Below are 26,713 nucleotides of genomic sequence, written 5' to 3'. Positions count from 1 at the left end.
AGTTAAAGCGCCTGTGCAAATAAATATTTGTATTTGAAGATTAAAGGTTAATATATGAGTGGCCTTTATAGAGTGCAATATATGTATTTGTAGACGAGGAGGATAGTGATCGAATAGATCGGCGGATGCTATCCCGGATGTGGCTCATTCGTTAGCTTATTAAGTAAAACATTAGGGTGACTTAATGGACAAAGTTAATAAGATCGCCAGAAATTGAATATAAAAAATATTAATATGGAAAGTACAGTGTGAGCAATTTGTATAGTTGTAAAAATAACTATGCTTAATTTGTTATGGATGAATGCGATGATAGCATGTTCCTATTTATATTATGAAAGCAGATTGTCAATCTAAATTATCGGCAATAAATCATAATTTACGCGTACTATTCCAATATGGAGGAAAATGTCGTTATGTGTGGAATTGTTGGTTATATTGGCTATGATAATGCCAAAGAATTATTATTAAAAGGTTTAGAAAAATTAGAATACAGAGGTTATGACTCTGCAGGTATCGCAGTAGTAAATGATGATAATACAACTGTATTTAAAGAAAAAGGTCGTATTGCAGAATTACGTAAAGTTGCTGATAGTAGCGATTTTGATGGACCTGTTGGAATCGGTCACACACGTTGGGCAACACACGGTGTACCGAATCATGAAAACTCTCATCCACATCAATCATCAAATGGCCGTTTTACTCTAGTTCATAACGGTGTTATTGAAAACTATGAAGAGTTAAAAGGTGAATACTTACAAGGTGTATCATTCATTTCAGAAACAGATACAGAAGTTATCGTTCAATTAGTTGAATACTTTTCAAATCAAGGACTTTCAACTGAAGAAGCATTTACAAAAGTTGTGTCATTATTACATGGTTCATATGCATTAGGTTTATTAGATGCTGAAGACAAAGACACAATCTATGTTGCTAAAAATAAATCACCATTATTATTAGGTGTTGGTGAAGGTTTCAATGTTATCGCATCAGACGCACTTGCAATGTTACAAGTGACAAGCGAATATAAAGAAATCCATGACCATGAAATCGTTATTGTTAAAAAAGATGAAGTTATTATTAAAGATGCAGATGGAAACGTTGTAGAACGTGATTCATATATTGCTGAAATTGATGCATCAGATGCTGAAAAAGGTGTTTATGCACACTACATGTTAAAAGAAATTCATGAACAACCAGCAGTAATGCGTCGTATTATTCAAGAATATCAAGATGCAGAAGGTAACTTGAAAATTGATCAAGACATCATCAATGATGTTAAAGAAGCAGACCGCATTTACGTTATTGCAGCAGGTACAAGCTACCATGCAGGTTTAGTAGGTAAAGAATTTTTAGAAAAATGGGCTGGCGTACCAACTGAAGTACACGTTGCATCAGAGTTTGTCTACAACATGCCATTATTATCTGAAAAACCATTGTTCGTTTATATTTCTCAATCAGGTGAAACTGCAGATAGCCGCGCCGTATTAGTTGAAACTAATAAATTAGGTCATAAATCATTAACAATCACTAATGTTGCAGGTTCAACTTTATCACGTGAAGCAGACCACACATTGTTATTACACGCGGGTCCTGAAATCGCAGTTGCATCTACAAAAGCATATACTGCACAAATTGCAGTATTATCAATCTTGTCTCAAATCGTTGCAAAAGAGCATGGTCGTGAAGCAGATATTGATTTATTGAGAGAATTAGCAAAAGTAACAACAGCAATAGAAGCAATTGTTGACGATGCACCAATTATGGAACAAATTGCTACAGATTTCTTAGAAACAACACGCAATGCATTCTTTATCGGACGTACTATTGACTATAACGTAAGTTTAGAAGGTGCGTTAAAACTTAAAGAAATTTCTTACATTCAAGCAGAAGGTTTTGCTGGTGGAGAACTTAAACATGGTACAATTGCCTTAATCGAAGAAGGTACACCAGTTGTAGGTTTAGCAACACAAGAGAAAGTTAATTTATCAATTCGTGGTAACGTTAAAGAGGTAGTAGCACGTGGTGCACATCCATGTATTATTTCTATGGAGGGTCTTGAAAAAGAAGGCGACACTTATGTCATTCCTCATGTACATGAATTGTTAACGCCATTAGTATCAGTGGTTGCATTACAATTAATTTCATACTATGCAGCATTACACAGAGATTTAGATGTTGATAAACCACGTAACCTTGCTAAATCAGTTACTGTGGAATAATTCACTTTTTTAGAATCAATCATGTATTAAAATTAAAGTATATGGCACCCTTTTAGATTAATCGACTAGAAGGGTGCTTTTTTAGGTCGACTTAGCTTTTACTTCATCTTAATTTGGCAGAAATGCGTAAAAATGAAGTGTTTTATTTATTTAAATAGTCTGACAATTAAGGGTGTTATGTTAATATGATTTTATGAGAAGTATGGAGTAGCAATAAAGGGGTGACCTCGCATGTTAATTCAATTAGATCAAATTGGGCGAATGAAGCAAGGAAAAACAATTTTAAAAAAGATTTCTTGGCAAATTGCTAAAGGTGATAAATGGATATTATATGGGTTGAATGGTGCTGGCAAGACAACACTTCTAAATATTTTAAATGCGTATGAGCCTGCAACATCTGGAACTGTTAACCTTTTCGGTAAAATGCCAGGCAAGGTAGGGTATTCTGCAGAGACTGTACGACAACATATAGGTTTTGTATCTCATAGTTTACTGGAAAAGTTTCAAGAGGGTGAAAGAGTAATCGATGTGGTGATAAGCGGTGCCTTTAAATCAATTGGTGTTTATCAAGATATTGATGATGAGATACGTAATGAAGCACATCAATTACTTAAATTAGTTGGAATGTCTGCTAAAGCGCAACAATATATTGGTTATTTATCTACCGGTGAAAAACAACGAGTGATGATTGCACGAGCTTTAATGGGGCAACCCCAGGTTTTAATTTTAGATGAGCCAGCAGCTGGTTTAGACTTTATTGCACGAGAATCGTTGTTAAGTATACTTGACTCATTGTCAGATTCATATCCAACGCTTGCGATGATTTATGTGACGCACTTTATTGAAGAAATAACTGCTAACTTTTCCAAAATTTTACTGCTAAAAGATGGCCAAAGTATTCAACAAGGCGCTGTAGAAGACATATTAACTTCTGAAAACATGTCACGATTTTTCCAGAAAAATGTAGCAGTTCAAAGATGGAATAATCGATTTTCTATGGCAATGTTAGAGTAAATATTTTGCAAATAATAAGTAATAATGACAAAATTTAATTAAGATAAAATGGACAGTGGAGGGCAATATGGATAACGTAAAAGCAATATTTTTGGACATGGATGGAACAATTTTACATGAAAATAATCAAGCATCAACGTATACGAAAGATGTCATTAATCAATTGAGAGAGAAAGGATATAAAGTATTTTTGGCAACAGGACGTTCGCATTCTGAAATACATCAACTTGTACCTCAAGATTTTGCGGTTAATGGCATCATTAGTTCAAATGGAACAATTGGAGAAGTAGATGGAGAAATTATCTTCAAGCATGGTTTATCATTGGCTCAAGTGCAACAAATTACTAATTTAGCTAAGCGCCAACAAATTTATTATGAGGTATTTCCTTTTGAAGGTAATAGAGTTTCTTTAAAAGAAGATGAAACATGGATGCGAGATATGATTCGTAGTCAAGATCCTATTAATGGCGTAAGTCATAGTGAATGGTCTTCAAGACAAGATGCGCTTGCTGGTAAGATAGATTGGGTAACTAAGTTTCCTGAAGGTGAATATTCAAAAATTTATCTATTCAGTTCTAATTTAGAAAAAATAACAGCATTTAGAGATGAATTAAAGCAAAATCATGTGCAACTACAGATTAGTGTTTCAAATTCATCAAGATTTAATGCGGAAACAATGGCTTATCAAACTGATAAAGGTACAGGCATTAAAGAAATGATTGCACATTTTGGTATTCATCAAGAAGAAACGTTAGTTATTGGAGATAGCGACAATGATAGAGCAATGTTTGAATTTGGTCATTATACAGTTGCTATGAAAAATGCACGCCCTGAAATCCAAGCATTAACTTCAGATGTAACGGCATACACGAATGAAGAGGATGGCGCAGCAAAATATTTAGCAGAGCATTTTTTAGCTGAATAATAAAATAGGTAGTTATTTATTATTTAATTTACAATAGTTGATGAGTAATGTACAAAGAGCAGTAAAGTTATTTTCTATTAGAAAATGTCTTACTGCTCTTTTGTATGCTTATAAATATTTGAATCATCTATATTTAATTGGACAAACTCTATGAGAATAAATATTGTTAAAACTAATAAGATAGGAAATTCATTGATTTTGAATAATATTTCTTGTTTTAAGGTTTAACTATTGAATTGTATACTTCTTTTTTTAGTAGCAACAGATCCGTCTTTAAAAAAATTCACACCTATTGACTGTTTTTGTTCTTGATTATATTCTCTATGAAGTGTTAATCCACTATAAAATCAACCGGTTCGTTTACATATTTCCCCAATATAATTTACTCTATAGTATACTTCAAATATATCTACTTTAAATTATCATCTCCATACTATTTATTGAATACAAGAAAATAAACATAAAAGGTGCTATAAAAGAACAAAGTGAATAAATAGTGTTAGTTTTAAATATTTTAGTGTTTTTTTCTTTGTAAATATGACATTCAAGACTAGAGTTATAAAAAAGACTAAACAGGATAATGTGGGTAAGCAAACAATGAATGCTAATGTATATAAAATAAATATCATCCTTGATTTAGTGTTGTAGAGGGCATCACGTAATTTGTGATGAATAATAATAAGTATTTGGAACTTTATTGCATTTTATCTATTTTTATTAATTGGAATCTTTATACATTCTAATGATTTAACATTATTATGAAAATGGCTTTTAGATGTTGTTTTAAAAATAAACACTTTGAAATATAACCTCTTGCTGATAGATTAAGAAAATATATTCTTGAATTTTAAGGGGGGATAATTACAATCTTAGTTCTTTTAACTGGTACTATTATCAATGAATCATAAAATTCGAAACATACGAGTTTTTAGACTATGAGAGACACATTCATTTGCATTGAGAATCATTTTTTTAGTGTATAATCTATGTAAATCGAATTAGAATATAGAGATTTTGTTTGTTCGGATGTATTTTTTATTCATACTTAATAAATTTGAAAAGCAAAAATGAGGAGATGAAAGCTAGTGAGCGTAAATGCACGTGATTTATTAGTATTACACACTAATGTAAATAGATTGGTTGGAGAAGAGATATTTGCTAATAAGTGCCTTGCTAATAATGATGTTCAAATTATGAATTCAATAAAAAAATTAATTGAAGCTGAGTTATTAACAACGACTAATGATTTTGAAGTTAGTATATATAAAAAGACAAGACCTGAATTACAAAGTATTTTAAAAAGTTTTGGTATAAAAACAACAGGTAATAAACCTGACTTAATTAAACGTATTGACGACAATTTTCATATTATTAATAACTTAGATTTACCATATGTATATATACCAATTAAGAAAGGAGAAGAAATTTTAAAGAAAACAGAGTACTTAACCTCTTTTATACAAAGTTATGGTGAAATTTCTCTTGAGCGTGCTTATTATTTGGTTGAAAACTATATAGATGAAAATTGCGATGATAAAGTTGCAGAAATATACAAGTTTGAATTTCAAAGAAAATATGACAATGGCGAGTTTGATTTTAATCATGGATATAATTTCGAATTGAATATGTTGATAGATCACTATAAAAGAGATGTAAAAGACTACGATAATGCCAGAAAGTATTCAAATATTTATCTTTACTTTGGTTTGAGAGATTTCTTAAAAAAATTAATGAGTAATTATTCATATTACGATAGTAAAGGGAATATAGATTTGAACGAAATACAAAACGATCTGAATAGATTTATCAACTCTAGCGCTTCTGGTATGTACGAGCGATTAATATATAATGAAAATTTATCCAATAATATTATGTTTGAATTATTTAAAAAGGACACACAAGATTATAGTGATTTGGAAGAACAATTGATTGAAAAGTTCATAAACTATGTAGTGTCTAATGTAAAAAAAGAAAGTAGGAGTAATACTCTTATAGAGTTATCAAAAATTTTAGAGAACGGATATACAATTGATAAAGAAGAATTTAAAAAAGAAGATGATTATCTTTCTAAGTACATATTTACTGACATAGATTATTTGAAAAAGTTAGAATCAAAAATAAACGTTGCTATTGATATTCGAAGTGGAGAAATTCATTTGGTATTAGATGATGATAGCCTTGATATATTAATACAAAATCAAAAATACGGCAATGAGTTTTGAGTCATAACTAAATATAATATGTTGAAGAGAGGTTTTATTTAAATGGCTAAAATTGGTTATGATCGTGTATCAACGAAAGATTAATATCGATACACTTAAAGAATTTGGGTGTGGGTGTGTATATAGTGAAAGAATAAGTGGTGTCAAACGTACAGAGCTTGTTAAGTGTTTAAATTATTTACGAGAGAGCGACACATTAGTTGTCTATCAACTTGATCGGTTAGGTAGAACGACAAAACTATTAATTGAATTATCACAATGATTCGATGATAACGGAATTGACTTACAAATTAGTAACATGAACATTTCAACGAAAGACACAATGGGCAAAATGTTTTTTACGATGATGAGTGCATTTTTCAGGATTAGAAGTTAATTTACTATGTGAGTGTATAAAATAGACTTAGCAGCAACAAGAGCGAGAGGCCGAAAAAGCGGGCGCCCCTCTTTACCAGAGAATAAAAAATGAGAAATTAAATTTTTATATGATGAACAAACGATAACAGGGGAAGAAATAGCTAGTTAGACAAGGGTATGTCACTCAACTGTTTATCGAGTTGATTAAGAAATGAAAAAACTTATACTATGAATTACTGTTTAAAAGTGTGCATGTTATAATATTTATTGAGCAAGTTGGATAGATGGTGGCTAATCTCTTAATAAAGGGGTGATGCCTATGGTTATAGTTGTTACTCCTAGAAAGGACTAGCATGTCTGATTTTGAAATGCTTATGGTTGTATTAACAATCATTGGTTTAGTATTGATTAGTACTCAAGACCATAAAAAATAACCTTCTATTCGCTTTGACCGGCATTTTTGAAGGCTATTTTTAAATAAAATATAAGGTCACCGTCTTTTTAACGGGCTCATTAGGGTAACATGTTTCCGAGTGTTGCCCTTTTTGTGTTTCAAGAGTTAATGATTTTCATCTTTTGCTTCTACTTGCTACAAATATATTTTAACACATTTTTCTTATGAATTGTAGTTCTGAACATAATCAGAATTAATAAAACCAACTTTCCATACAGCAGAAAATACAATTAAAAGTATAGAATGTAATCACGAATTATATAAAAAGTATTGGAGACCTCTTCATATATAGATAATTCACTTAGTTATTTTAGAAAGAAGCCCCTAACAACTAAAGTTGAAAAATAGAGGAACACAGTTGGATGCTACGCATCAACTGCATAAGAGCCCCTAACAACTAAAGTTGTAAGGGGCTCTAAAATTTATTTTGGTTGATTGTCTTCTGGTTTATCTGAAGTCATTGTTTTTGTTGTATTATCATTTAATGAATCTTGTGCTTTTTCTGTTTTTGTTTCAACAGATGTTGTCACTTTATCATTTTCTACTTTTGTATTTTTTGGTTCAGTGACAACTTTTTTATTCTTGTCAGCTGTTTTTACTTTATCTTTAGTAATTTTTTGACCACGTTTTAAGTAATATTGAACGATACCCATTAAAATGATTGCATGAATAACAACGAATAAAATAATTGTCATTACTGTATAAACTCTTATGATATTTTCTGCAACACTTTGAGAGAGTGATTGCGTATTAAATGAAATCAAGTAACCAACAGGTGTTTTAAATAAAATAATAATTAAGTTTAATAATAGTATTCCAATGAAAAATTTGAAAAATGTTTTTTGACCATTTTTCATTGCTTTAAATCCATTAGCTAAGTGTGTTTTTACTTTATCGTTAGTTGATTCAACGAAACTAGTCATAAAGTTGAAAATAGGTATTAACAATAACCAAGTAATAATTGCTTTAATCAATAAAACAACAATGATTATGATGCTTTGAGTTGTAATAGCAATACCAATCAGGTGTGTACTATCTGCATATGATGATTGTACTGAATTCATAATCATTTCTGATACTGGAGAAAATAATTTGTATAGTAATGATGTCAGAAGTGAAAGAACGATAATCATTGCTATAGATACAAGACCGATCAGAACGCTCTTTAAATAATTACCTTTTTTAAATGCAATAAATAAATCGGTAAATTTTACTTTTTCATGACTCATTGCTCGTTTCATAACATTTGTAATTCCGATAAAAATTTGAACTAAAACAAACAGTGAAACTACAGCTGCTATAAGTAATACAGCGATAACTTTTAAATATGCATCTACTGGTGGTTTTTGCCCAAATTGTGAATAAATTGCAATAGTTTGTGCATACTTAGCAAGCTGGAAATTAGCAAGTAAATATACAACTGCAATTACAGCAAATGCTATAAGTGCATATATCAATGTTATTAATAATTGTGGTTTAGCATTTTTAAATGCTGATTTAAAGTAAGTAAACAAAGTGGTGCCTCCTTTTCTTCATATAAATACAATAACAAAAAACACGTTATTTTCATATTAATATCTAATAAAAATTAATTAAAGTGACTAAAGTTAGAGAATTATAATAGTAAATTGTCAAAAATATGACTAATGTAAGAAATAATAGTTGAAAATTTGTTAATAAACATTGCATCATCAAAGACCAAACAAGTCGCCATAAAGACATAAAAAACCTACTGCCATTGAAAAGTTTAATCGATGCAATGGCAGTAGGTTAAAATTATTAATGTACATGCGCGTGATGATGAGCATGATGGTTATGTGAATGACTATGTGTTCCTGAACATATAATCGATTCATCATGTTTGTGATTAGGCGTTTCTAATTGAATAGTCATATGGTGAATATTTAAATGTAATAAATCATGCTCAATGTTTTCTAATAATAATTCACATTCTTTCATTGTCAATGTATGGTCTACAACAACATGACAACTCAATGCATTCATATCATTTGAAATTGTCCAAACATGGCAATCATGCACACTTTGTATTCGTGAATCCTTTTTAATAGTAGTTATAACTTCATCTATATCAACATCACTTGGTGTGCCTTCCATTAAAATGTTAATTGAAGATTTTGTGATACCCCAAGCACTTTTTAAAATAATAACGGAAACTAAAATACTTGCGATAGGATCGGCGATTGTCCATCCAAATGCCCAAATTAAAATAGCTGCAGTAATGGCGCCAACTGAACCTAATAAGTCTCCGATAACATGTAGAAAAGCACCACGCATATTTAAATTGTGTGAAGTGTCGCCGCCTTTAAACATAAAGAATGCAACAACGATATTGACAATTAAACCGATAATACTAATGATTAACATTTCTTTTGATTGAACTTCAGAAGGAACAAAGAAACGTTTAATCGCTTCAAAAACAATCAAAATACTTATTACAAAAAGCGTTACACCGTTAAATAACGCTGCGAGTACTTCGAAACGTTTATAACCAAATGTTTTTGTAGTTGTGGCATTCTTTTCAGCATAAATAAATGCGACAAGTGCAACACCTAATGAGAATGTGTCGCTAAACATATGGATACCGTCAGATAGTAATGCCAAGCTGTTAGCAAGGAGACCGCCGATGATTTCGATAAACATATATAGACCGATTATTAAAAACGATATAAACAATACTTTCTTATTATTTGTAGTTACATGACTATGCATATGGTCATGATGATGATGTGAATGAGACATATTATAACCCACTTTCTTTAGGATGATTCGCGTGATGTATGGCTTGCTTTAACATAGTTGCTACGTGGATGTCATCTAATGAATAAATCATTGATTGGCCTTGTCGTTTTGCTTTCACAAGATGCACACTTTTAAGTAATTTTAATTGGTGCGAGACATTTGATTGAGATAAATTCAATTGATGTGAAATGTGACCAACACTTGCTTCGCTGACTGATAACAATTCCATGATACGTATTCGATTGTAATCGCCTAATGCCTTGAAAATTTCAGTTACGCGTTCTAATGTATCTGTATTTATTTCTGAATATTGTTCTGACATTATATGACAATCCTTTCATATGAATATTTGTTCATATATTAATTTAATACGTTCCCAGTAGTATGTCAATTGATTTTTATAGTTGTAACAAGTTTTACATATCTCATAAAGTGGTATGGCATAGAGAATAATAAATAGGAGAGTGTTGTAAATGAATATTTTGGTTATAGGTGCTAATGGCGGTGTAGGTTCGTTACTAGTGCAACAATTAGCAAAAGAAAATGTACCATTTACTGCTGGTGTTAGGCAATCAGATCAACTTAATGCGTTAAAATCACAAGGTATGAAAGCAATTCTTGTTGATGTTGAAAATGATTCAATAGAGACTTTAACTGAGACGTTTAAACCATTCGATAAAGTTATCTTTTCAGTAGGTTCTGGAGGGAACACGGGTGCAGATAAAACAATTATTGTCGATTTAGATGGTGCTGTTAAATCAATGATTGCGAGTAAAGAGGCCAATATTAAACACTATGTCATGGTTTCAACATATGATTCGAGACGTCAGGCTTTTGATGATAGCGGTGATTTAAAGCCATATACAATAGCTAAACATTACGCTGATGACTATTTAAGACGTTCAGGTTTGAATTATACAATTTTACATCCAGGGGCACTTACAAATGCAGCAGGATCTGGAAAGATAGAAGCTGCACAATATTTTGATGGTAAAGGTGAAATTCCTAGAGAAGATGTTGCGACAGTATTAAAAGAAATTGTCACATCCAATCATTTTAATCACCAAGAGTTTCAAATTATTAGTGGTGATCAGGACATTAAAGATGCTTTAACTCAATTTGAAAATGAAACGGATTAATAAGGATAGTAAATATGATTTGAAGCGGGTTACTTTTTCGTAACTCGTTATTTTTTGAAAATGATGAATTATAAGTATGAATAAGTACGTATTGTCTATGCGTTTTACAAAGAATTTGAACAATGTATGGCACAACTATTAAAGTTGTTTATTAATTGGTATAATGGGCGAGTAAATTTAAAGGGAAATATGTACAAATGTAAGAGAGATATAATCTCTATGCTATAAATTTTTGAAAATGTTAAAGTACTGTAAATTTAAGTGAAGCGCTTTAATTGGCAGTACTGCAATGTTAGTAAATATGGTACAATCACTAATAGTTAATTTGAAATGTGGAAGTTAATAATACGATGTAAATGAGAACAAAATCAAAATATAATGGAACAACAACATCAGAGTTCTATTGCTTACTTAATCACAATGGAGGTGCAACAATGCCATTATTTTTACAACCAATTTTAAAAACAAAATTATGGGGCGGTCAACGTCTAAGTGAGTTTGGATATCAATTAGACAATGATACAACTGGGGGAATGTTGGTGTGTGTCAGCACATCCAAATGGTACGAGCGAGATTATTAATGGACCATATCAAGGTCAAACATTAGACCGTATTTGGTCAGAACATCGTGAATTGTTTGGTGATTTCCCAAGCAAAGATTTTCCGCTTCTAACTAAAATAGTGGATGCAAGAGAATCACTTTCTATTCATGTGCACCCTGATAATTCTTATGCTTATGAGCATGAAAACGGGCAATATGGCAAATCTGAATGTTGGTATATTATAGATGCAGAAGAAGATGCAGAAATAGTTATAGGGACATTAGCAGAGTCTAGAGAAGAAGTTGCGAATCATGTTCAACACGGAACGATAGAGTCGATACTTAGATATATTAAAGTAAAACCTGGAGAATTCTATTTTATTCCAGCAGGAACAGTACATACTATTTCTTCAGGAATATTAGCATACGAAACGATGCAATCGTCAGACATTACATATAGACTTTATGATTTCAATCGTCAAGATAATCAATATAATGATAGACCGTTAAATATTGAAAAAGCTTTAGACGTTATTCAGTACAATGCACCATTACCTAATATTTTGCCTGAAAGCGAAATTATTGAAAACCATAAGTGTACACACATTGTATCGAATGATTTCTTTACATTGGTTAAATGGGAAATTTCTGGCACGTTAAATTATATGAAGCCTAGAGAGTTCTGTTTAGTTACAGTGTTGGAAGGCGAAGGGCAAATGATTGTCGATGGTGAAATTTTCAAACTGACTACTGGTACAAACTTTATTTTGACTTCTGAAGATTTGGATAGTGTCTTTGAAGGTGATTTCACATTGATGATTAGCTATGTGTAATAGTGTAATAACAATTTAGGAGTGAATGATTTGAAGCAATTTCTATATATTGCGTTAGTATGTGGTGTGATAGCAGGTCTTGGTGCTTTCTTACATATACCGCAGTATCCGAGCATGACAATTCCACGTATAGTAGCTATTTTAGGAATTATCAGTGCTATGTTGACTTTTAAAGACAAGCAAATCAGCGCCTCATTAAAGTTTAGCGCATTGTTAATTAATGTGCTGCCATTATGCGGTACCTTTGTAGCTTCAAATTAATTGTCGATAGCGCGTTTGAATATAATACAGTGCATTAACAGAAGAAATATGATTGTGTTAATGACATTGATGAAAATAAAGCACATCAACATAACCTCTCACTTGCATAGTAGTGAGGGGGTTTTTGTTGGTTTATATAAAATGAAGTAATTAATATTTAATGAAAATTAAGACATGATAAAATTCTAACGGCAGTATAGATATTTAAAAATGTGTATCAATGGCGCTATAGAGATAAGCAAGCATAGTGGTATCATATATAAATTTGTAATTTTTATTGCATAGTGTATGCAAGCATGTTTTTTATATGCAAAATAGGTAGCTAAATATGTTAAACTGTTTGTAACAATTTTTATCATTAAGACAGATATAATAAATAAAATATAGAAAACTGATTAAAAGGTATACAGTTGCTCGTATGTGTGTCCAACTGTATTTAGAGTCGCACTTGTTGTAAAGCAAAATAGTTCGACTTACTTAGAAGTGAAAACGATAAGGGTCTGGGACGTAAATTAATGTCCTGGGCGCTACAATGTTATAGGAAATGCGATTAAAATCGCAGTGAACAAAGGGTATACAGTTGTTCGCATACGCGTCCAACTGCATAAGAAACACTAAAAGAATGTAATTCATAGTGTTTCTAAAATTTATTCAGGTTAAGGAGTATTAAGATGACAGCAGAAACGAATTATTTTTGGTTGAATTGTGGATATAACCGTTGGAATCATAATGAACCGTTAGTAGGACAAACAGCTTTATTTGAATCAGGCGCACATTTTAACCCATCTCAAGGATTTAGAGCGTTTAAAAAGGCTAAAGTAGGAGATCAAGTCATCTTTTATCAAGTTCAGACGGATACTGGACTACTTGGATGTGGTGAAATTATTAGTGTTGAAACAGGTGCACAAAATAAAATACGTGTACAGTTTCGTTTTAATGAACAATTGAAACCATTAACAGCAGATTATTTAAAGCGTAGTGAAGCTTTGGAATTTCGTATAAGTAATATGAAAGAGACATTGTTCAATCAAATCACTGCAGAAGAGTTTGATTTAATAAGTGGTCTTGGTAAAGGCGAAATTAAGATACCGCGTTATTTCTTTTTAGCTGAAACTGAAGAATTTGAACCTGGAAACCAATATACGATTTATACGCACACGTACAACGGTATTAAACGTAATGGTTATCATTTTTATACTCAGTTAGAAGAAGGCGACAATATTATTTTTTATAATCGAACGAAAAATCAATCTGTCGTTGGAATTGGAGAAGTATCAAAGCATATTCATGAAAAACCACCAATTCCTGGTAGAACAAATAGTACAGTGATTGAAGTGTCTTATGAGAAAGACATTACACCGATTACATTAAGTACATTAAATAAGCATCCTAAATTGAAAAACTTATATTTCCTTCAAGAAAATGCAAAACAGGCTATTGCAAGTATGTCACAAGCACAGTATGATGCAATTATTGAAATGAGCGATAATAATGGATTGAAATCTCCATTTGAAATGGTTCAAAAACCAGATATGCTTGAAAGTGAAAAAGAAGAAGCGTTAAAGCCATTTATTTTACTTGTTGTAGATCGAAAAGAAGAAGGCTTAAAAGCGGCTAATGACTTATTGCAAAAAGCGAATGCAAATCCTGTTATAACAACAGGTCATCCTGATTTTTCAGAAGATATGCTTTATGGCAAGTATTTACCAAATGAAACAGGGGCATTATACTATCGTGAAGGGTTTATTACTCAATTAATGCCTAAAAAGGATAAAAGTTATTTAGTTATTGATAATTTTAATCGTATAGATACAGACATTTTCCAAACGTATATTAATGTGTTAGAAGGCTATGAAGTAACATTACCACGTTATAATAAAGACGGTAATATGATTAAATGGTCACGACAAAAAGATTCTTTCTATTATTTCAATCCTAATTGGCATATTGTAGGTATTACATATGACAGTTTAGAGGAAATTAAGGAGAAATATTCAGAGCAGTTTTTAAAATACACACGTATAGTCAAAGTCAAACATGACTAATGATATATGGTAGTTTTTGAAAAGAAGTAAGGATAGGATTAAAAATTGCATAATTGCATATTTGAATAACCGCATAAAGAAAAAATGACGGGTAATCAACCATAAGAGCTAATTAAGAGCTTATGATAGATTACTCGTTTTTATTTTAATAAATAATAAAGACAGTATATGAATATAAAAGAATTTATGTTACAGAATTAAAACTTTATATGAGTTTTCCAGTGGTATGTTGAATAAGACGAATGACCAAACGCTAAGTTAATAATAAGAAATAAGATTACACTGTAGATTGAGAAATTTAAAGTAAATAAAAAATACATTATACAATAAATATAAAACTGAAAAATAAATTTTATGGCAATTTCGTGTCGCGAGGACTTATCAAGTGACAACCTTGTTTAAATGTTTTTAAATTAGGAAAAATGACTATAAGTACTATTAAAGGAGCGAATAAATTATGCCAATCGTATATTATGATGGAAACTGTATATATTGTTATAACTATGTCATTTGGTTAATTCAACATGACCTACCAAGAAATTATCAATTTGCCACGTTAAAAGGTGAAGTTGGCCAACAATTTTTTAAACAACATCCAGAAGCGGCAAATAAAAATAGTGTGATTTTACAGAAAGGTGATCGTATATATTTTGAATCGCAGGCGATTATTAAACTAATCACAGCACTACCTAATCGAACTAAATTATTGGGCGTAGGTTTATGGCTTGTACCTAAACCAGTCCGTAATTTCGGTTATCGAATGTTTGCTAATAATAGAAATAGAATGTGGAAAACAACATGGCACCAACCAAATGATTATGAAAAATCGTTCTTTTTAGATGATAATGCGAAAGTAAAACTTACTGATTGATAAAACATACTTGCTAATTGATAATGGATATATTAGATGATGAATTAAAATTTAGGCATTTAAATAGCGGAACACTTTACGATTAGATTAGAATAATTATAAAAAAGAGAGTAAAAACACTTTACAGATTAGAATTATTATAATATAATAATTAATATAAACAAGCAAGACGTAGACAATTTTAAGGAGTGTATTAAATATGAGTAATCAACAAGATGTTGTAAAAGAATTGAATCAACAAGTAGCAAACTGGACAGTAGCTTACACAAAGCTACACAATTTCCACTGGTATGTGAAAGGGCCTAACTTCTTCTCATTACACGTTAAATTTGAAGAATTATATAATGAAGCAAGCCAATATGTAGACGAATTAGCTGAAAGAATTTTAGCGGTAGGAGGAAACCCTGTAGGTACATTAACTGAATGCTTAGAGCAATCAATTGTTAAAGAAGCTGCGAAAGGTTACTCTGCAGAACAAATGGTTGAAGAATTATCACAAGACTTCACAAATATCTCAAAACAATTAGAAAACGCAATCGAAATTGCTGGTAATGCTGGCGATGATGTATCAGAAGATATGTTTATAGGTATGCAAACATCAGTAGATAAACATAATTGGATGTTTAAATCTTACTTAAGCTAATCTACAGATAAGTAATAATATAAATAAAAGCCAACACATAAATGGGGATACGCCCAGAATGTGTTGGCTTTTTGAGTTTAATCGCATTGTTAAAGAGCAATTAAAGTCAATTTAAATAAGTTACTCTGCGATTTCTAAAGCGATTTCCATCATTTGTGTAAATGAATTTTGACGTTCTTCAGGTGTAGTAGCTTCGTCACGTAAAATATGATCACTTACTGTGAAAATACCAAGTGCTTTTTTACCAGCATGAATCGCATTTAAATATAAACCAGCTGATTCCATTTCGATACCTAAAATACCCATTTTTTTCCAAGCATCATTGAATGTTGGATCGGCATTGTAAAATGTATCAGAAGATAATACGTTACCTACGTGTGTAGTAGCACCGATTTGGTCAGCGACATTTTTAGCTTTAGTTACTAACTCGAAGTCAGCGATAGGCGCGAAATGACCTGGAATATTGTATTGATCTACATAATTTGAATTAGTTGATGCAGCTTGTGCAATAATAACATCGTATAAGTTAACATTTTCTTGTAATGCGCCACAAGAACCGATACGAATGATTGTATCTACATCAAAGAAGTTGTATAACTCATATGAGTAAATACCAATACTTGGAATACCCATACCAGAACCCATTACAGAAACTTCTTTACCTTTATATGTACCAGTGTAACCAAACATGTTACGTACATCGTTAAATTGTTCAACATTTTCTAAAAAATTATCAGCAATATATTTTGCACGTAGCGGATCGCCAGGCATTAATACTGTTTTAGCAATTTTTACTCCATTTGGTTGAATATGTGGTGTACCTTTTGTCATTTGTTATCTTCTCCTTAATATTCATTAATAATTTTAAGATAACATTTGTTTCCCTTTTTTGCGAATTTTTGTACTATAGAATTAAAGAATTATAAAAATATAATCCTGATTAGCTTGTTGTCAAGTCATCGTTCATAATGAAGATATCACGTTCAATTGTATTGTTTGTTTATGGGAAATGAATTAATGTAATAGTATATGTATGCGGTTACATAAAAAGCGAACATCTAACCTGATATTTAAATGAACCTGACGCTCAATCAACTAATTTACAACCGTATTTTTATAATCAACCATAAAGGAGGAGATAGAAAATGAATAGTGCAAAATTGATTGATCACACTTTATTGAAGCCTGAGTCAACACGTACGCAAATCGATCAAATCATCGATGAAGCGAAAGCATACCATTTTAAATCTGTATGTGTGAATCCAACGCATGTTAAATATGCAGCAGAGCGACTAGCTGATTCAGAGGTGTTAGTTTGTACGGTAATAGGATTCCCATTAGGTGCATCGACAACTGCGACGAAAGCATTTGAAACAGAAGATGCGATTCAAAATGGTGCAGATGAAATTGACATGGTCATCAACATCGGCGCATTAAAAGATGGACGTTTTGATGATGTACAACAAGACATTGAAGCAGTGGTGAAAGCTGCGAAAGGTCACACAGTAAAAGTGATTATTGAGACGGTATTGTTGGACCATGACGAAATTGTAAAAGCGAGTGAATTAACAAAAGCGGCTGGTGCGGACTTCGTTAAAACTTCAACAGGTTTTGCAGGTGGCGGTGCGACTGCAGAAGACGTTAAATTAATGAAAGATACAGTAGGTGCTGATATAGAAGTAAAAGCATCAGGTGGCGTACGTAATTTAGAAGATTTCAATAAAATGGTTGAAGCAGGTGCGACACGTATTGGTGCGAGCGCAGGCGTTCAAATTATGCAAGGTTTAGAAGCAGATTCAGATTACTAATTTTATAAAAATATGTAAGCATGGGACATCGTAACCATATATAAGTATGTCGATATCAGCTTTAAGACATCATAAATGCCATGATGATTCTAAGATAATTTAATAGGGACTTTAACGTTATAACCAATCTATTTAAGAATAATAACATCGCATTGAAATTGTGATATTAAAAATGAAATCGATAGCTTGCTATAATAATTTTCGCTTGTGCTTTTAAAAATGGACTAGAGAAAGCGCAGATGCTTTGTCCTAAGCTTTTTAAGAAAAGGATGATAAAAATGAGAATGATAGACATTATTGAGAAAAAGCGTGACGGTCATACACTAACAACGGAAGAAATTAATTTCTTTATTGGCGGCTATGTTAAAGGGGATATTCCTGATTACCAAGCATCAAGTTTAGCAATGGCGATTTATTTCCAAGATATGAATGATGATGAGCGTGCAGCATTAACGATGGCTATGGTTAATTCTGGTGATATGATAGATTTGAGTGATATTAAAGGTGTCAAAGTAGATAAGCACTCAACAGGTGGTGTAGGAGATACAACTACATTGGTTTTAGCACCATTAGTAGCAGCTGTAGATGTTCCTGTTGCAAAAATGAGTGGGCGTGGATTAGGTCATACAGGTGGTACGATTGATAAATTAGAAGCAATTGATGGTTTTCATGTTGAAATAGATGAAGCAACATTTGTGAAATTGGTTAATGAAAATAAAGTGGCAGTTGTAGGACAATCAGGAAATTTAACTCCTGCAGACAAAAAATTATATGCCTTAAGGGATGTTACTGGTACTGTCAATTCAATACCATTAATTGCCTCTTCAATTATGAGTAAAAAGATTGCTGCTGGTGCAGATGCAATTGTATTAGATGTAAAAACTGGTAGCGGTGCATTTATGAAAACATTAGAAGATGCTGAAGCATTAGCGCACGCAATGGTACGTATTGGTAATAATGTGGGACGTAATACGATGGCGATTATTTCTGATATGAATCAGCCACTTGGACGTGCGATTGGCAATGCGCTTGAGTTACAAGAAGCAATTGATACGTTGAAAGGACAAGGTCCGAAAGATTTAACAGAACTTGTATTAACATTAGGTTCTCAAATGGTTGTACTTGCAAACAAAGCTGAAACGCTTGAAGAAGCGAGAGCGTTGCTAATTGAGGCAATTAATTCAGGTGCAGCATTAGAAAAATTCAAAACATTTATTAAAAACCAAGGTGGCGACGAAACTGTTATTGACCATCCAGAGCGTTTGCCACAAGCTCAATATCAAATTGAATATAAAGCTAAAAAATCAGGTTATGTGACTGAATTAGTCTCTAACGATATAGGTGTCGCTTCGATGATGTTAGGAGCGGGACGTTTAACAAAAGAGGATGATATTGATTTAGCGGTTGGTATTGTTTTAAATAAAAAAATTGGTGATAAAGTAGAAGAAGGAGAATCATTATTAACGATTCACAGTAATCGCCAAGATGTAGACGATGTTGTTAAAAAATTAGATTCAAGCATAACAATTGCTGATCATGTTGTATCGCCTACATTAATTCATAAAATCATTACAGAATAGGAGTTGAAGCTGATTGAACATACTAAGATATTTATTAGGAATAGGTTTTAGTGTAATAGGTGTATTGCATTTTACACGAGAACGACAATTTAGAAATATCATACCGAAATGTTTGCCACTTCGAAAAACAGCGGTTCTTGTTACAGGAATCTTTGAGATATTATTTGGACTTGCACTTTTAATTAAAAGACCATCTCAATGCTTGAAAAATACAATCAATCTATTCTTGCTAGCTGTATTCCCAGCTAATATCTATATGGCAGTTAAAAAGTTACCTTTAGGAGATAAACAATTGCCAACATGGCAACTATATTTAAGGTTACCTATGCAGTTCGTGTTAATGGGACTAATTAAGAAATTATAGTGGTTCTCAAATAAATCGGACAAATGTTAAAGATTTTACTTTTTCATTTGTTCGATTTTTTGACTTTGAAGCATAATAAAAAGCAGTTGGACAATGGCGATTGTAAAATCATTGTTCGACTGCTTTTCTGATTAACTTGATTGACTAAGATTTATTTTCCTGTACCGAAAACATCATGCCATTCGTTTCGTTTGTCTAGAAATGCTTGAGCGATAGTTTTAGCACCTTCTAATGAATGACTTGCTGCCCAGCCACATTGTACTTCATTACAAGCAGGCACTTCAGTAGCATTTAGCACATCATTTAAAGTTGCTTCAACAATATTTAATACATCATCATAATTATCATGATTAATAAATGATACATAGAAACCAGTTTGGCAACCCATAGGACTTAAATCAACAACTTTGTCACTATGATTTCTAATATTTTCAGCCATTAAATGTTCTAATGAATGTAGTCCGGGCATATCCATATGTTCTTTGTTTGGTTGTTTGAAACGAATGTCGTATTTGTGAATGACATCTCCGTTTAATCCTTCCATCGTTCCCGCTAATCTAATAAATGGGGCAACCACCTTAGTATGATCTAAATTGAAACTTTCAACATTCATTTTTGTCATTTTGAATTTCCTCCTATTAACTACTCAAAACTATAAAACGCTTATGATTTGTTGCATTATAAAACTTAAGTTTGTTGTAAGTTGTGTTTCTAACAATACTTAAATTGTAACAATAGGGCTTATGTTTTACAATTTGAAACTGTTTTATAAATTTATGAAAGGCTTTTAGTTATTAGAAAATTTTGTAAATAAAGAAAAACTAGATGACATCATGAGATAAAACCGATAGAATAAGTAATAATTCATTTTGAAAGAACAAAATATTGTGGATGATTAAAATGAGTGTAGGGTAAAAGGGAGATAGTAAAAAATGAGTGAAAAACAACAAATTCTCGATTATATAGAAACAAATAAATATAGTTATATCGAAATCAGTCATAGAATTCATGAACGTCCTGAACTTGGTAATGAAGAAATATTTGCGTCTCGAACTTTAATAGATCGTTTGAAAGAGCATGATTTTGAAATTGAAACCGAGATTGCTGGGCATGCAACTGGGTTTATAGCGACATATGATTCAGGACTTGACGGGCCAGCTATAGGTTTTTTAGCAGAATACGATGCTTTGCCAGGATTGGGTCATGCTTGTGGTCATAATATCATTGGAACTGCAAGTGTTCTTGGTGCAATTGGTTTGAAGCAAGTGATTGACCAAATTGGTGGTAAAGTAGTCGTTCTTGGATGTCCAGCTGAAGAAGGTGGGGAAAATGGTAGCGCTAAAGCTTCTTATGTCAAGGCTGGTGTGATTGATCAAATAGACATTGCCTTAATGATTCATCCGGGAAATGAAACTTATAAAACGATTGATACTTTGGCAGTGGATGTTTTAGATGTTAAATTTTACGGAAAAAGTGCTCATGCCTCTGAAAATGCAGATGAAGCGTTAAATGCATTAGACGCTATGATTAGTTATTTTAATGGTGTAGCACAACTACGACAACATATTAAAAAAGATCAACGTGTGCATGGTGTGATTTTAGATGGCGGGAAAGCAGCTAATATTATTCCAGACTATACACATGCTCGTTTTTATACTAGAGCAATGACGCGTAAAGAATTGGATATATTAACAGAAAAAGTAAATCAAATCGCACGTGGAGCTGCGATACAGACTGGTTGTGATTATGAATTTGGTCGAATTCAAAACGGTGTGAATGAATTCATTAAAACGCCGAAATTAGATGATTTATTTGCTAAATATGCTGAAGAAGTTGGTGAAGCAGTTATTGATGATGATTTTGGTTATGGCTCTACGGATACAGGGAACGTAAGTCATGTTGTGCCAACAATACATCCTCATATTAAAATAGGATCACGTAATTTAGTAGGACATACGCATAGATTTAGAGAAGCGGCTGCGAGTGTACATGGTGATGAAGCATTAATTAAAGGCGCTAAAATAATGGCGTTGATGGGGTTAGAGTTAATTACAAATCAAGACGTTTATCAAGACATTATTGAAGAGCATGCGCATTTGAAAGGGAATGGGAAGTAATGACAAATAATGGTAATGAGCCGAACTTAACGTTAAGTGATTTATATGACAAAGATGTTGTCTATACGTCAAGACCTTCGTATATATCGAATCCATGGTTGAAACCGGACGAACATCAATCTAATTTTTTAACTGGTAGGGAGTTATTAATAGCAAATCAATTACCTGTTATTGTTCACGAAGCTAGTGCGACAGACAAATTGCATCAGCTATTTCAAGTTATTGGTAAGGAAGTACCGAACTCAATTTATACATTTAACAATCAGCAATCTTACGAAAACTTGATCAAACAATTGGCACATAAGGAAAATAAAAAGATTTATTTTCAATATATTCATGATGAAACAATCTTGAATCAGCAATATTATGCATTAGATAAAACGTTATTTGTTGCTTTAAATAATAAAGCAAGAATACCTGAATGGACAAATGGGAAGTTTTTACCAAAAAGAAAAGTTGTAAAAATTGAGCAATTCGAAAACGAGATTAAGAATTGGGAATTCCCGTTAGTAATTAAGCCGGGAGATGATCTTCCGACAGCAGGTGGCTATGGCGTTATGATTTGTTATCATGATGCAGATTTACAAAAAGCGATAACGCGTATTAAAGAGGCAACTGCTGAAACGAATTCGCTTATTATCGAACAGAAGATTGAAGAAAAAGCGAATTATTGCGTTCAGTTTGCATACTCGGAATCGCTAGGCATTCAATATCTTGGTGCGGCAACGCAATTAACGGATAAGTACGGATTTTATAACGGAAATGAAAATACTACTAATGTACCAGAGCACGTTATAGAAGCAGGTAGACAAATTATGGAAAACGGTGTGAATCAAGGATTCTTTGGTGTAGCTGGTTTTGACCTACTCGTCGATGAGGATGATAACGTTTATGCGATTGATTTAAACTTTAGACAAAATGGTTCAACGAGCATGTTATTACTTGCTAACGAGTTGAATTCAGGATATCAAAAGTTTTATAGTTATCATTCAAAAGGTGATAACACACATTTCTTCAATACGATTTTGAAATATGTCAAAGAAGGTAGTTTATACCCGTTATCTTATTATGATGGTGATTGGTACGGTGAAGATAAAGTTAAATCAAGGTTTGGCTGTATTTGGCATGGTGATTCAAAAGAAACAGTACTGGAGAATGAACGCGCATTTTTAGCTGAACTTGAACACTATTAGAGTTCGGAACATAAGGCGCTACAATGTTGTGTTGCCAGTAGTTGACTGAATATGCGTTTGTAACAAGCTTTTTTCGATTCTAGTCAACAGTAATTAAATTTATGATATGGCAATACTTTGTAATACTAATATTAAATGGCGACTTTTATTTCACTATGTTATAAGAGTTGCCATTTTGTTGATAAAGGTATACTAAAGGTTATCGTTTTGAAATTTTTAGTAACTAGATATGTTTCGTGTTATAGACCGAATTTGTGTATACGTAAAATTTAATGCTATTGAATTTTTAAAATGAAAAACATGACATTAAATTGAATTCATAATATGTCTAATTGACTAACTTGTTGGAGTCATTTACTATTTTATGTATGACATATTTTAAAAAGTGAGGGTCAAGCATGTCTTATAAAGCATATCCATTCTTTAGAGATATATTAATAAATGAATGTATTTATTTCGCCTCTAAAAATAAAAAACTAGTACGCCTAAATTATAAAAGTGAAGCGTATGTAGGCGTTTGGACAGAAGAAAGTGTGGCCGTATCATTTTTAACAAGTCGTGATATTCCATTTGATAAAGTTGTAAAAATGGACGTTGATCGTTTTGCTACTTATGAATTAGATGAATTGTTTGATGAACAAGACCATATTATTATGAATCAAACAATGGAAGAAGAAGGGCATCTACTAAACGTTGTAGCTGTTACACAAGAAGTGATGACGGAATTAGATAAAATTAGAATCAAAGAATTTGTCCAAGATGTAGCGAAATATGATGAAGTATACGGCTTAACTAAAAAAGGTAGTAAGCAGTTTATTCTCATTAGTGAAAATGATAGCGACGAAAAAAAGCCGCATATTATGCCTGTATGGAGTATTAAAAACAGAGCGTTAAAAGTTCGAGATGAAGATTTTGAAGAGTGTGATTTAATTACGATTGAAGGTTCTGTTTTCGGAGAATGGCTAGATGAACTTAGAGATGATCATAAAGCCGTTGCGATAGATTTAAAAACTGGCGTGGTTGGTACAATTGTTTCAGCGCAAAAATTGTCTAATGAACTTACATTTTAATTGAATTGAGTTGTAAGTAATTAAGTGATAATAAATGGAACAATACGTATTCAAAACACTTAGACCATAAAATAAAAGGCCATTTATATAGCGTTTATTTAAAACAACGCGCATATAAATGGTCTTTTTCTATTTTTCTAAATATAATGCACCAATAGCACCTGAAAATGCGCCGTTTTCAACATAGTACGGTTTGCAACCGCGTAACACAGTATAATCTTCCACAACTTTGCGTAATAAAGCGTTATTATGAAATGAAGAACCGATATAAACGATATTTTCAGTTTTAAATTCACGTGCAACAGTAATGGCCATTGTCGTAACAACTTCGCCAACGACACCAATAACGGCTGCTAATTTATTGCTAGGTGTAAAATCAGCATCTAAATGATGTAGTACATGACCAAAATTAGCTGCTGTTAAATCACCGGGAATGGGTGGTTCGGTATCTTTATAAATATGTCTAACCTTTAAATCGATAGTGTTACGATCACCGTGTTGTGCCATGTCAGTTAACTGTTTATAATCAGTGATTTGACTTAGTAAATAACCGAGTCCTTGAATCATGCCTCCACCTGTACCGATACCGCCTACACGACGTTGTGATTGGCCGTCGAAATAATGTAGTGACGTACCGGTACCAACATTTGCAAAAATATAATCTGCTAAGTCATGGCCTTGCTCTTTTAACAAAATACCTAGTCCTTGAGATGCAGCATCAAACTCTACAAAAATTTGTGCAGGAATGTTGATGTTTTCAGCAATGACACCTGCATTACCTCCAGTTAAGCATAATTTTTCAATTTGCTGTTGGTTTAACCATTCCACAACTTGATCAATATTTTTAGTTAATTCAGTTTTAAAAGTACGTTGGTTATCTTGCTCTTGAACGATTTTAATTAGTGTACCGCCAGCGTCAATGCCAACTTTCATAAGATTCCCACCTCATTATTAATGTCTATCCTTAAATAATAGTATAGTAAAATGACTAAAAAACAAGTAATAATAGTAATTATTAACAAATTTGATGCCATTGCATTTCAACATTGTAAGCGTATCGCAATTAATGTTTTACAAACGTGGACGTTAAGTTATATATATTATTTTCTAGGAATTTTGAAGTTGTATAGGATTGTTAGTTAGTGACGCAATATTAAAAGTAGTTCGTACGCAGTGTATTTGTAAGTCTCTGATTAAAATGATAAGTAATGAGGAATAGTACATTAATTTTGAAATTTAAAAAATATAAATAAGTAATTTATTTAACTTAGAGCAAATAATGGTATCGTAGTGAAATAATAGGTAAAATAATATGGGGATTCATGCTTCATATATAAAAAGATAGGGGTTAAATATATGGCTAAAGAACTTTGTTTTGAAGGTATCACTTTAAAAGCATTTGATGAACAATATCGTTCAGCAATTAATGATTTTGACTTGAATGAAAGACAACAAATATATTCATCTTTACCTAAAGAAGTTATTGATGATGCAATTAATGATGCTGATAGGATTGCTAACGTAGCAATAAACGATAAAAATGAAGTGGTGGGCTTTTTTGTATTACATCGTTACTATCAGCATGAAGGTTATGATACACCTGAAAATGTCGTTTATATTCGTTCATTATCGATTAATGAAAAATATCAAGGTTTTGGATATGGCACGAAAATAATGATGTCATTGCCGCAATATGTTCAAGGTGTATTTCCTGATTTTAATCATCTATATCTAGTAGTAGATGCGGAAAATGACAATGCTTGGAACCTATACGAACGTGCTGGATTCATGCATACAGCGACTAAAGAAGAAGGACCAATTGGCAAAGAACGACTATATTACTTGGACTTAGATTCAAAACATGTTTCATCATTAAAGCTTGAAGAAGAAAGTCGTTCAGAAGTGACCAATGTACATATCATTAATTTAATGATTGATGGCCAAAAGGTTGGCTTTATCGCATTGGAGCAGATTGGTGAACGCATGAACATTGCTGCTATTGAAGTGGATAAATCATATCGCTTTAATGGTATTGGTTCAAGTGCTCTGCGACAATTGCCAACTTACTTAAGAAAAAACTATGACAACCTTAATGTGATTACGATGATTCTGTTTGGAGAGAATAATGATTTTAAACCATTATGTTTAAATAGTAATTTCGTTGAAATCGAACAAACTGATGATTATGTCGTTTTCGAAAAATATTTAAATTACTAACAGTGATTGCGAAATATGATATTGTCATTTATAATTTAGTTTTGTTACTATATATAAATGAATTCAGACGTATAAATTTA

24 protein-coding genes and 2 pseudogenes are annotated in these 26,713 nt (G+C 32.0%); 19 read left to right on the top strand and 7 right to left on the bottom strand.

The annotated features are described in order from the left end of the window. The first annotated feature begins 413 nt into the window (after positions 1 to 413). The 3 genes from glmS to JG553_RS07875 all read left to right on the top strand — a co-directional run bounded on the left by glmS (position 414) and on the right by JG553_RS07875 (position 4,158). Positions 414 to 2,219, top strand: a complete 1,806-nt coding sequence (glmS, locus tag JG553_RS07885) for a glutamine--fructose-6-phosphate transaminase (isomerizing) (RefSeq protein ID WP_000334465.1) — start codon at positions 414 to 416, stop codon at positions 2,217 to 2,219. Positions 2,220 to 2,450: 231 nt separating this feature from the next. Then, positions 2,451 to 3,233 carry an ABC transporter ATP-binding protein gene (locus tag JG553_RS07880; protein WP_000908177.1) on the top strand — a complete coding sequence of 261 codons (783 nt, stop codon included), beginning with the start codon at positions 2,451 to 2,453 and terminating at the stop codon, positions 3,231 to 3,233. A gap of 67 nt (positions 3,234 to 3,300) precedes the next feature. Then, positions 3,301 to 4,158: an HAD family hydrolase gene (locus JG553_RS07875; RefSeq protein WP_000370924.1), complete on the top strand. Its 858-nt coding sequence runs from the start codon at positions 3,301 to 3,303 to the stop codon at positions 4,156 to 4,158. A 704-nt stretch (positions 4,159 to 4,862) separates the two neighbouring features. Here JG553_RS07875 and JG553_RS07870 read toward each other — a convergent pair. Next, positions 4,863 to 4,955, bottom strand: a complete 93-nt coding sequence (locus tag JG553_RS07870; RefSeq protein ID WP_001790138.1) for a hypothetical protein — start codon at positions 4,953 to 4,955, stop codon at positions 4,863 to 4,865. Positions 4,956 to 5,243: 288 nt separating this feature from the next. Between JG553_RS07870 and JG553_RS07865 the strand changes: the two genes are divergently transcribed. The 3 genes and pseudogenes from JG553_RS07865 (at position 5,244) to JG553_RS07855 (ending at position 7,171) form a co-directional block, all read left to right on the top strand. Further along, positions 5,244 to 6,380 carry an SAP domain-containing protein gene (locus tag JG553_RS07865; RefSeq protein WP_000115562.1) on the top strand — a complete coding sequence of 379 codons (1,137 nt, stop codon included), beginning with the start codon at positions 5,244 to 5,246 and terminating at the stop codon, positions 6,378 to 6,380. 42 nt (positions 6,381 to 6,422) lie between these two features. After that, positions 6,423 to 6,906, top strand: a pseudogene (locus tag JG553_RS07860) (recombinase family protein). Between the two features lie 160 nt (positions 6,907 to 7,066). Continuing rightward, positions 7,067 to 7,171: a hypothetical protein gene (locus tag JG553_RS07855; RefSeq protein ID WP_001802298.1), complete on the top strand. Its 105-nt coding sequence runs from the start codon at positions 7,067 to 7,069 to the stop codon at positions 7,169 to 7,171. A 442-nt stretch (positions 7,172 to 7,613) separates the two neighbouring features. Here JG553_RS07855 and JG553_RS07850 read toward each other — a convergent pair whose 3' ends face one another. The 3 genes from JG553_RS07850 to czrA all read right to left on the bottom strand — a co-directional run bounded on the left by JG553_RS07850 (position 7,614) and on the right by czrA (position 10,273). Beyond that, entirely contained in the window at positions 7,614 to 8,705 is a 1,092-nt protein-coding gene (locus JG553_RS07850; RefSeq protein WP_000495671.1) for a lytic regulatory protein, read from the bottom strand. Positions 8,706 to 8,970: 265 nt separating this feature from the next. Then, positions 8,971 to 9,951, bottom strand: coding sequence for a CDF family zinc efflux transporter CzrB (gene czrB / locus JG553_RS07845; protein WP_000019744.1), 981 nt, complete (start codon positions 9,949 to 9,951; stop codon positions 8,971 to 8,973). Between the two features lies 1 nt (position 9,952). Next, a complete protein-coding gene (czrA, locus tag JG553_RS07840) occupies positions 9,953 to 10,273 on the bottom strand; it encodes a Zn(II)-responsive metalloregulatory transcriptional repressor CzrA (protein ID WP_000003759.1) in 321 nt (106 codons plus the stop codon). Between the two features lie 151 nt (positions 10,274 to 10,424). Here czrA and JG553_RS07835 point away from each other — a divergent pair, with 151 nt between their 5' ends. The 6 genes and pseudogenes from JG553_RS07835 to JG553_RS07810 all read left to right on the top strand — a co-directional run bounded on the left by JG553_RS07835 (position 10,425) and on the right by JG553_RS07810 (position 16,284). Next, positions 10,425 to 11,090, top strand: a complete 666-nt coding sequence (locus JG553_RS07835; RefSeq protein WP_001024094.1) for an SDR family oxidoreductase — start codon at positions 10,425 to 10,427, stop codon at positions 11,088 to 11,090. A 434-nt stretch (positions 11,091 to 11,524) separates the two neighbouring features. Beyond that, a pseudogene (locus tag JG553_RS07830) lies at positions 11,525 to 12,464 on the top strand (type I phosphomannose isomerase catalytic subunit). Positions 12,465 to 12,494: 30 nt separating this feature from the next. Beyond that, positions 12,495 to 12,725 (top strand): hypothetical protein, encoded by a 231-nt coding sequence (locus JG553_RS07825; RefSeq protein ID WP_000808817.1) that lies wholly within the window; start codon positions 12,495 to 12,497, stop codon positions 12,723 to 12,725. A gap of 671 nt (positions 12,726 to 13,396) precedes the next feature. Next, a complete protein-coding gene (locus JG553_RS07820) occupies positions 13,397 to 14,770 on the top strand; it encodes an EVE domain-containing protein (protein WP_000123393.1) in 1,374 nt (457 codons plus the stop codon). 457 nt (positions 14,771 to 15,227) lie between these two features. Next, positions 15,228 to 15,641 carry a thiol-disulfide oxidoreductase DCC family protein gene (locus JG553_RS07815; protein WP_001123303.1) on the top strand — a complete coding sequence of 138 codons (414 nt, stop codon included), beginning with the start codon at positions 15,228 to 15,230 and terminating at the stop codon, positions 15,639 to 15,641. A gap of 199 nt (positions 15,642 to 15,840) precedes the next feature. Further along, positions 15,841 to 16,284: a Dps family protein gene (locus JG553_RS07810; RefSeq protein ID WP_000070866.1), complete on the top strand. Its 444-nt coding sequence runs from the start codon at positions 15,841 to 15,843 to the stop codon at positions 16,282 to 16,284. A gap of 120 nt (positions 16,285 to 16,404) precedes the next feature. On the opposite strand, the gene deoD is transcribed toward JG553_RS07810, so the two are convergent. Further along, complete coding sequence (deoD, locus tag JG553_RS07805; protein WP_000160304.1) at positions 16,405 to 17,115, bottom strand: purine-nucleoside phosphorylase; 711 nt, start codon at positions 17,113 to 17,115, stop codon at positions 16,405 to 16,407. Positions 17,116 to 17,429: 314 nt separating this feature from the next. Here deoD and deoC point away from each other — a divergent pair, with 314 nt between their 5' ends. The 3 genes from deoC (at position 17,430) to JG553_RS07790 (ending at position 20,036) form a co-directional block, all read left to right on the top strand. Continuing rightward, positions 17,430 to 18,092: a deoxyribose-phosphate aldolase gene (gene deoC / locus JG553_RS07800; protein WP_001083311.1), complete on the top strand. Its 663-nt coding sequence runs from the start codon at positions 17,430 to 17,432 to the stop codon at positions 18,090 to 18,092. A 278-nt stretch (positions 18,093 to 18,370) separates the two neighbouring features. After that, entirely contained in the window at positions 18,371 to 19,672 is a 1,302-nt protein-coding gene (locus JG553_RS07795; RefSeq protein ID WP_001242318.1) for a pyrimidine-nucleoside phosphorylase, read from the top strand. Between the two features lie 13 nt (positions 19,673 to 19,685). Continuing rightward, entirely contained in the window at positions 19,686 to 20,036 is a 351-nt protein-coding gene (locus tag JG553_RS07790) for a DoxX family protein (protein WP_001024035.1), read from the top strand. A 151-nt stretch (positions 20,037 to 20,187) separates the two neighbouring features. Here the strand turns inward: JG553_RS07790 and JG553_RS07785 are convergent, their stop codons facing one another. Then, entirely contained in the window at positions 20,188 to 20,658 is a 471-nt protein-coding gene (locus JG553_RS07785; protein WP_000164421.1) for an S-ribosylhomocysteine lyase, read from the bottom strand. A gap of 310 nt (positions 20,659 to 20,968) precedes the next feature. On the opposite strand from JG553_RS07785, the gene JG553_RS07780 reads away from it, so the two are divergent. The 3 genes from JG553_RS07780 (at position 20,969) to JG553_RS07770 (ending at position 24,416) form a co-directional block, all read left to right on the top strand. After that, on the top strand, positions 20,969 to 22,153 hold the full coding sequence (locus JG553_RS07780; RefSeq protein WP_001291500.1) for a M20 family metallopeptidase: 1,185 nt from the start codon (positions 20,969 to 20,971) through the stop codon (positions 22,151 to 22,153). After that, positions 22,153 to 23,346 carry an L-aspartate--L-methionine ligase LdmS gene (gene ldmS / locus JG553_RS07775; protein WP_000183726.1) on the top strand — a complete coding sequence of 398 codons (1,194 nt, stop codon included), beginning with the start codon at positions 22,153 to 22,155 and terminating at the stop codon, positions 23,344 to 23,346. Before JG553_RS07780 ends, ldmS begins: the two co-directional genes overlap by 1 nt. Positions 23,347 to 23,744: 398 nt before the next feature. After that, positions 23,745 to 24,416: a DUF2750 domain-containing protein gene (locus JG553_RS07770; RefSeq protein WP_000120549.1), complete on the top strand. Its 672-nt coding sequence runs from the start codon at positions 23,745 to 23,747 to the stop codon at positions 24,414 to 24,416. A gap of 129 nt (positions 24,417 to 24,545) precedes the next feature. Here JG553_RS07770 and coaW read toward each other — a convergent pair whose 3' ends face one another. Further along, positions 24,546 to 25,349 carry a type II pantothenate kinase gene (gene coaW, locus JG553_RS07765; protein WP_000862727.1) on the bottom strand — a complete coding sequence of 268 codons (804 nt, stop codon included), beginning with the start codon at positions 25,347 to 25,349 and terminating at the stop codon, positions 24,546 to 24,548. A 423-nt stretch (positions 25,350 to 25,772) separates the two neighbouring features. Between coaW and JG553_RS07760 the strand changes: the two genes are divergently transcribed. After that, positions 25,773 to 26,633 (top strand): GNAT family N-acetyltransferase, encoded by an 861-nt coding sequence (locus tag JG553_RS07760; RefSeq protein ID WP_001040736.1) that lies wholly within the window; start codon positions 25,773 to 25,775, stop codon positions 26,631 to 26,633. The last annotated feature ends 80 nt before the right edge of the window (positions 26,634 to 26,713 follow it).

This window comes from Staphylococcus sp. T93 (genome assembly GCF_016743875.1).
Lineage (GTDB): Bacteria > Bacillota > Bacilli > Staphylococcales > Staphylococcaceae > Staphylococcus > Staphylococcus aureus.
This window is presented reverse-complemented; position numbering and strand designations above follow the sequence as displayed.

Bases quoted from the DNA above. Each gene is read 5' to 3' on its own strand.
- czrB (WP_000019744.1), bottom strand. From the start codon at position 9,951: ATGTCTCATTCACATCATCATCATGACCATATGCATAGTCATGTAACT.
- deoD (WP_000160304.1), bottom strand. From the start codon at position 17,115: ATGACAAAAGGTACACCACATATTCAACCAAATGGAGTAAAAATTGCT.
- JG553_RS07835 (WP_001024094.1), top strand. From the start codon at position 10,425: ATGAATATTTTGGTTATAGGTGCTAATGGCGGTGTAGGTTCGTTACTA.
- JG553_RS07820 (WP_000123393.1), top strand. From the start codon at position 13,397: ATGACAGCAGAAACGAATTATTTTTGGTTGAATTGTGGATATAACCGT.
- JG553_RS07810 (WP_000070866.1), top strand. From the start codon at position 15,841: ATGAGTAATCAACAAGATGTTGTAAAAGAATTGAATCAACAAGTAGCA.
- ldmS (WP_000183726.1), top strand. From the start codon at position 22,153: ATGACAAATAATGGTAATGAGCCGAACTTAACGTTAAGTGATTTATAT.
- czrA (WP_000003759.1), bottom strand. From the start codon at position 10,273: ATGTCAGAACAATATTCAGAAATAAATACAGATACATTAGAACGCGTA.
- JG553_RS07785 (WP_000164421.1), bottom strand. From the start codon at position 20,658: ATGACAAAAATGAATGTTGAAAGTTTCAATTTAGATCATACTAAGGTG.
- JG553_RS07760 (WP_001040736.1), top strand. From the start codon at position 25,773: ATGGCTAAAGAACTTTGTTTTGAAGGTATCACTTTAAAAGCATTTGAT.
- JG553_RS07880 (WP_000908177.1), top strand. From the start codon at position 2,451: ATGTTAATTCAATTAGATCAAATTGGGCGAATGAAGCAAGGAAAAACA.
- JG553_RS07795 (WP_001242318.1), top strand. From the start codon at position 18,371: ATGAGAATGATAGACATTATTGAGAAAAAGCGTGACGGTCATACACTA.
- JG553_RS07780 (WP_001291500.1), top strand. From the start codon at position 20,969: ATGAGTGAAAAACAACAAATTCTCGATTATATAGAAACAAATAAATAT.
- JG553_RS07815 (WP_001123303.1), top strand. From the start codon at position 15,228: ATGCCAATCGTATATTATGATGGAAACTGTATATATTGTTATAACTAT.
- JG553_RS07770 (WP_000120549.1), top strand. From the start codon at position 23,745: ATGTCTTATAAAGCATATCCATTCTTTAGAGATATATTAATAAATGAA.
- deoC (WP_001083311.1), top strand. From the start codon at position 17,430: ATGAATAGTGCAAAATTGATTGATCACACTTTATTGAAGCCTGAGTCA.
- coaW (WP_000862727.1), bottom strand. From the start codon at position 25,349: ATGAAAGTTGGCATTGACGCTGGCGGTACACTAATTAAAATCGTTCAA.
- JG553_RS07875 (WP_000370924.1), top strand. From the start codon at position 3,301: ATGGATAACGTAAAAGCAATATTTTTGGACATGGATGGAACAATTTTA.
- glmS (WP_000334465.1), top strand. From the start codon at position 414: ATGTGTGGAATTGTTGGTTATATTGGCTATGATAATGCCAAAGAATTA.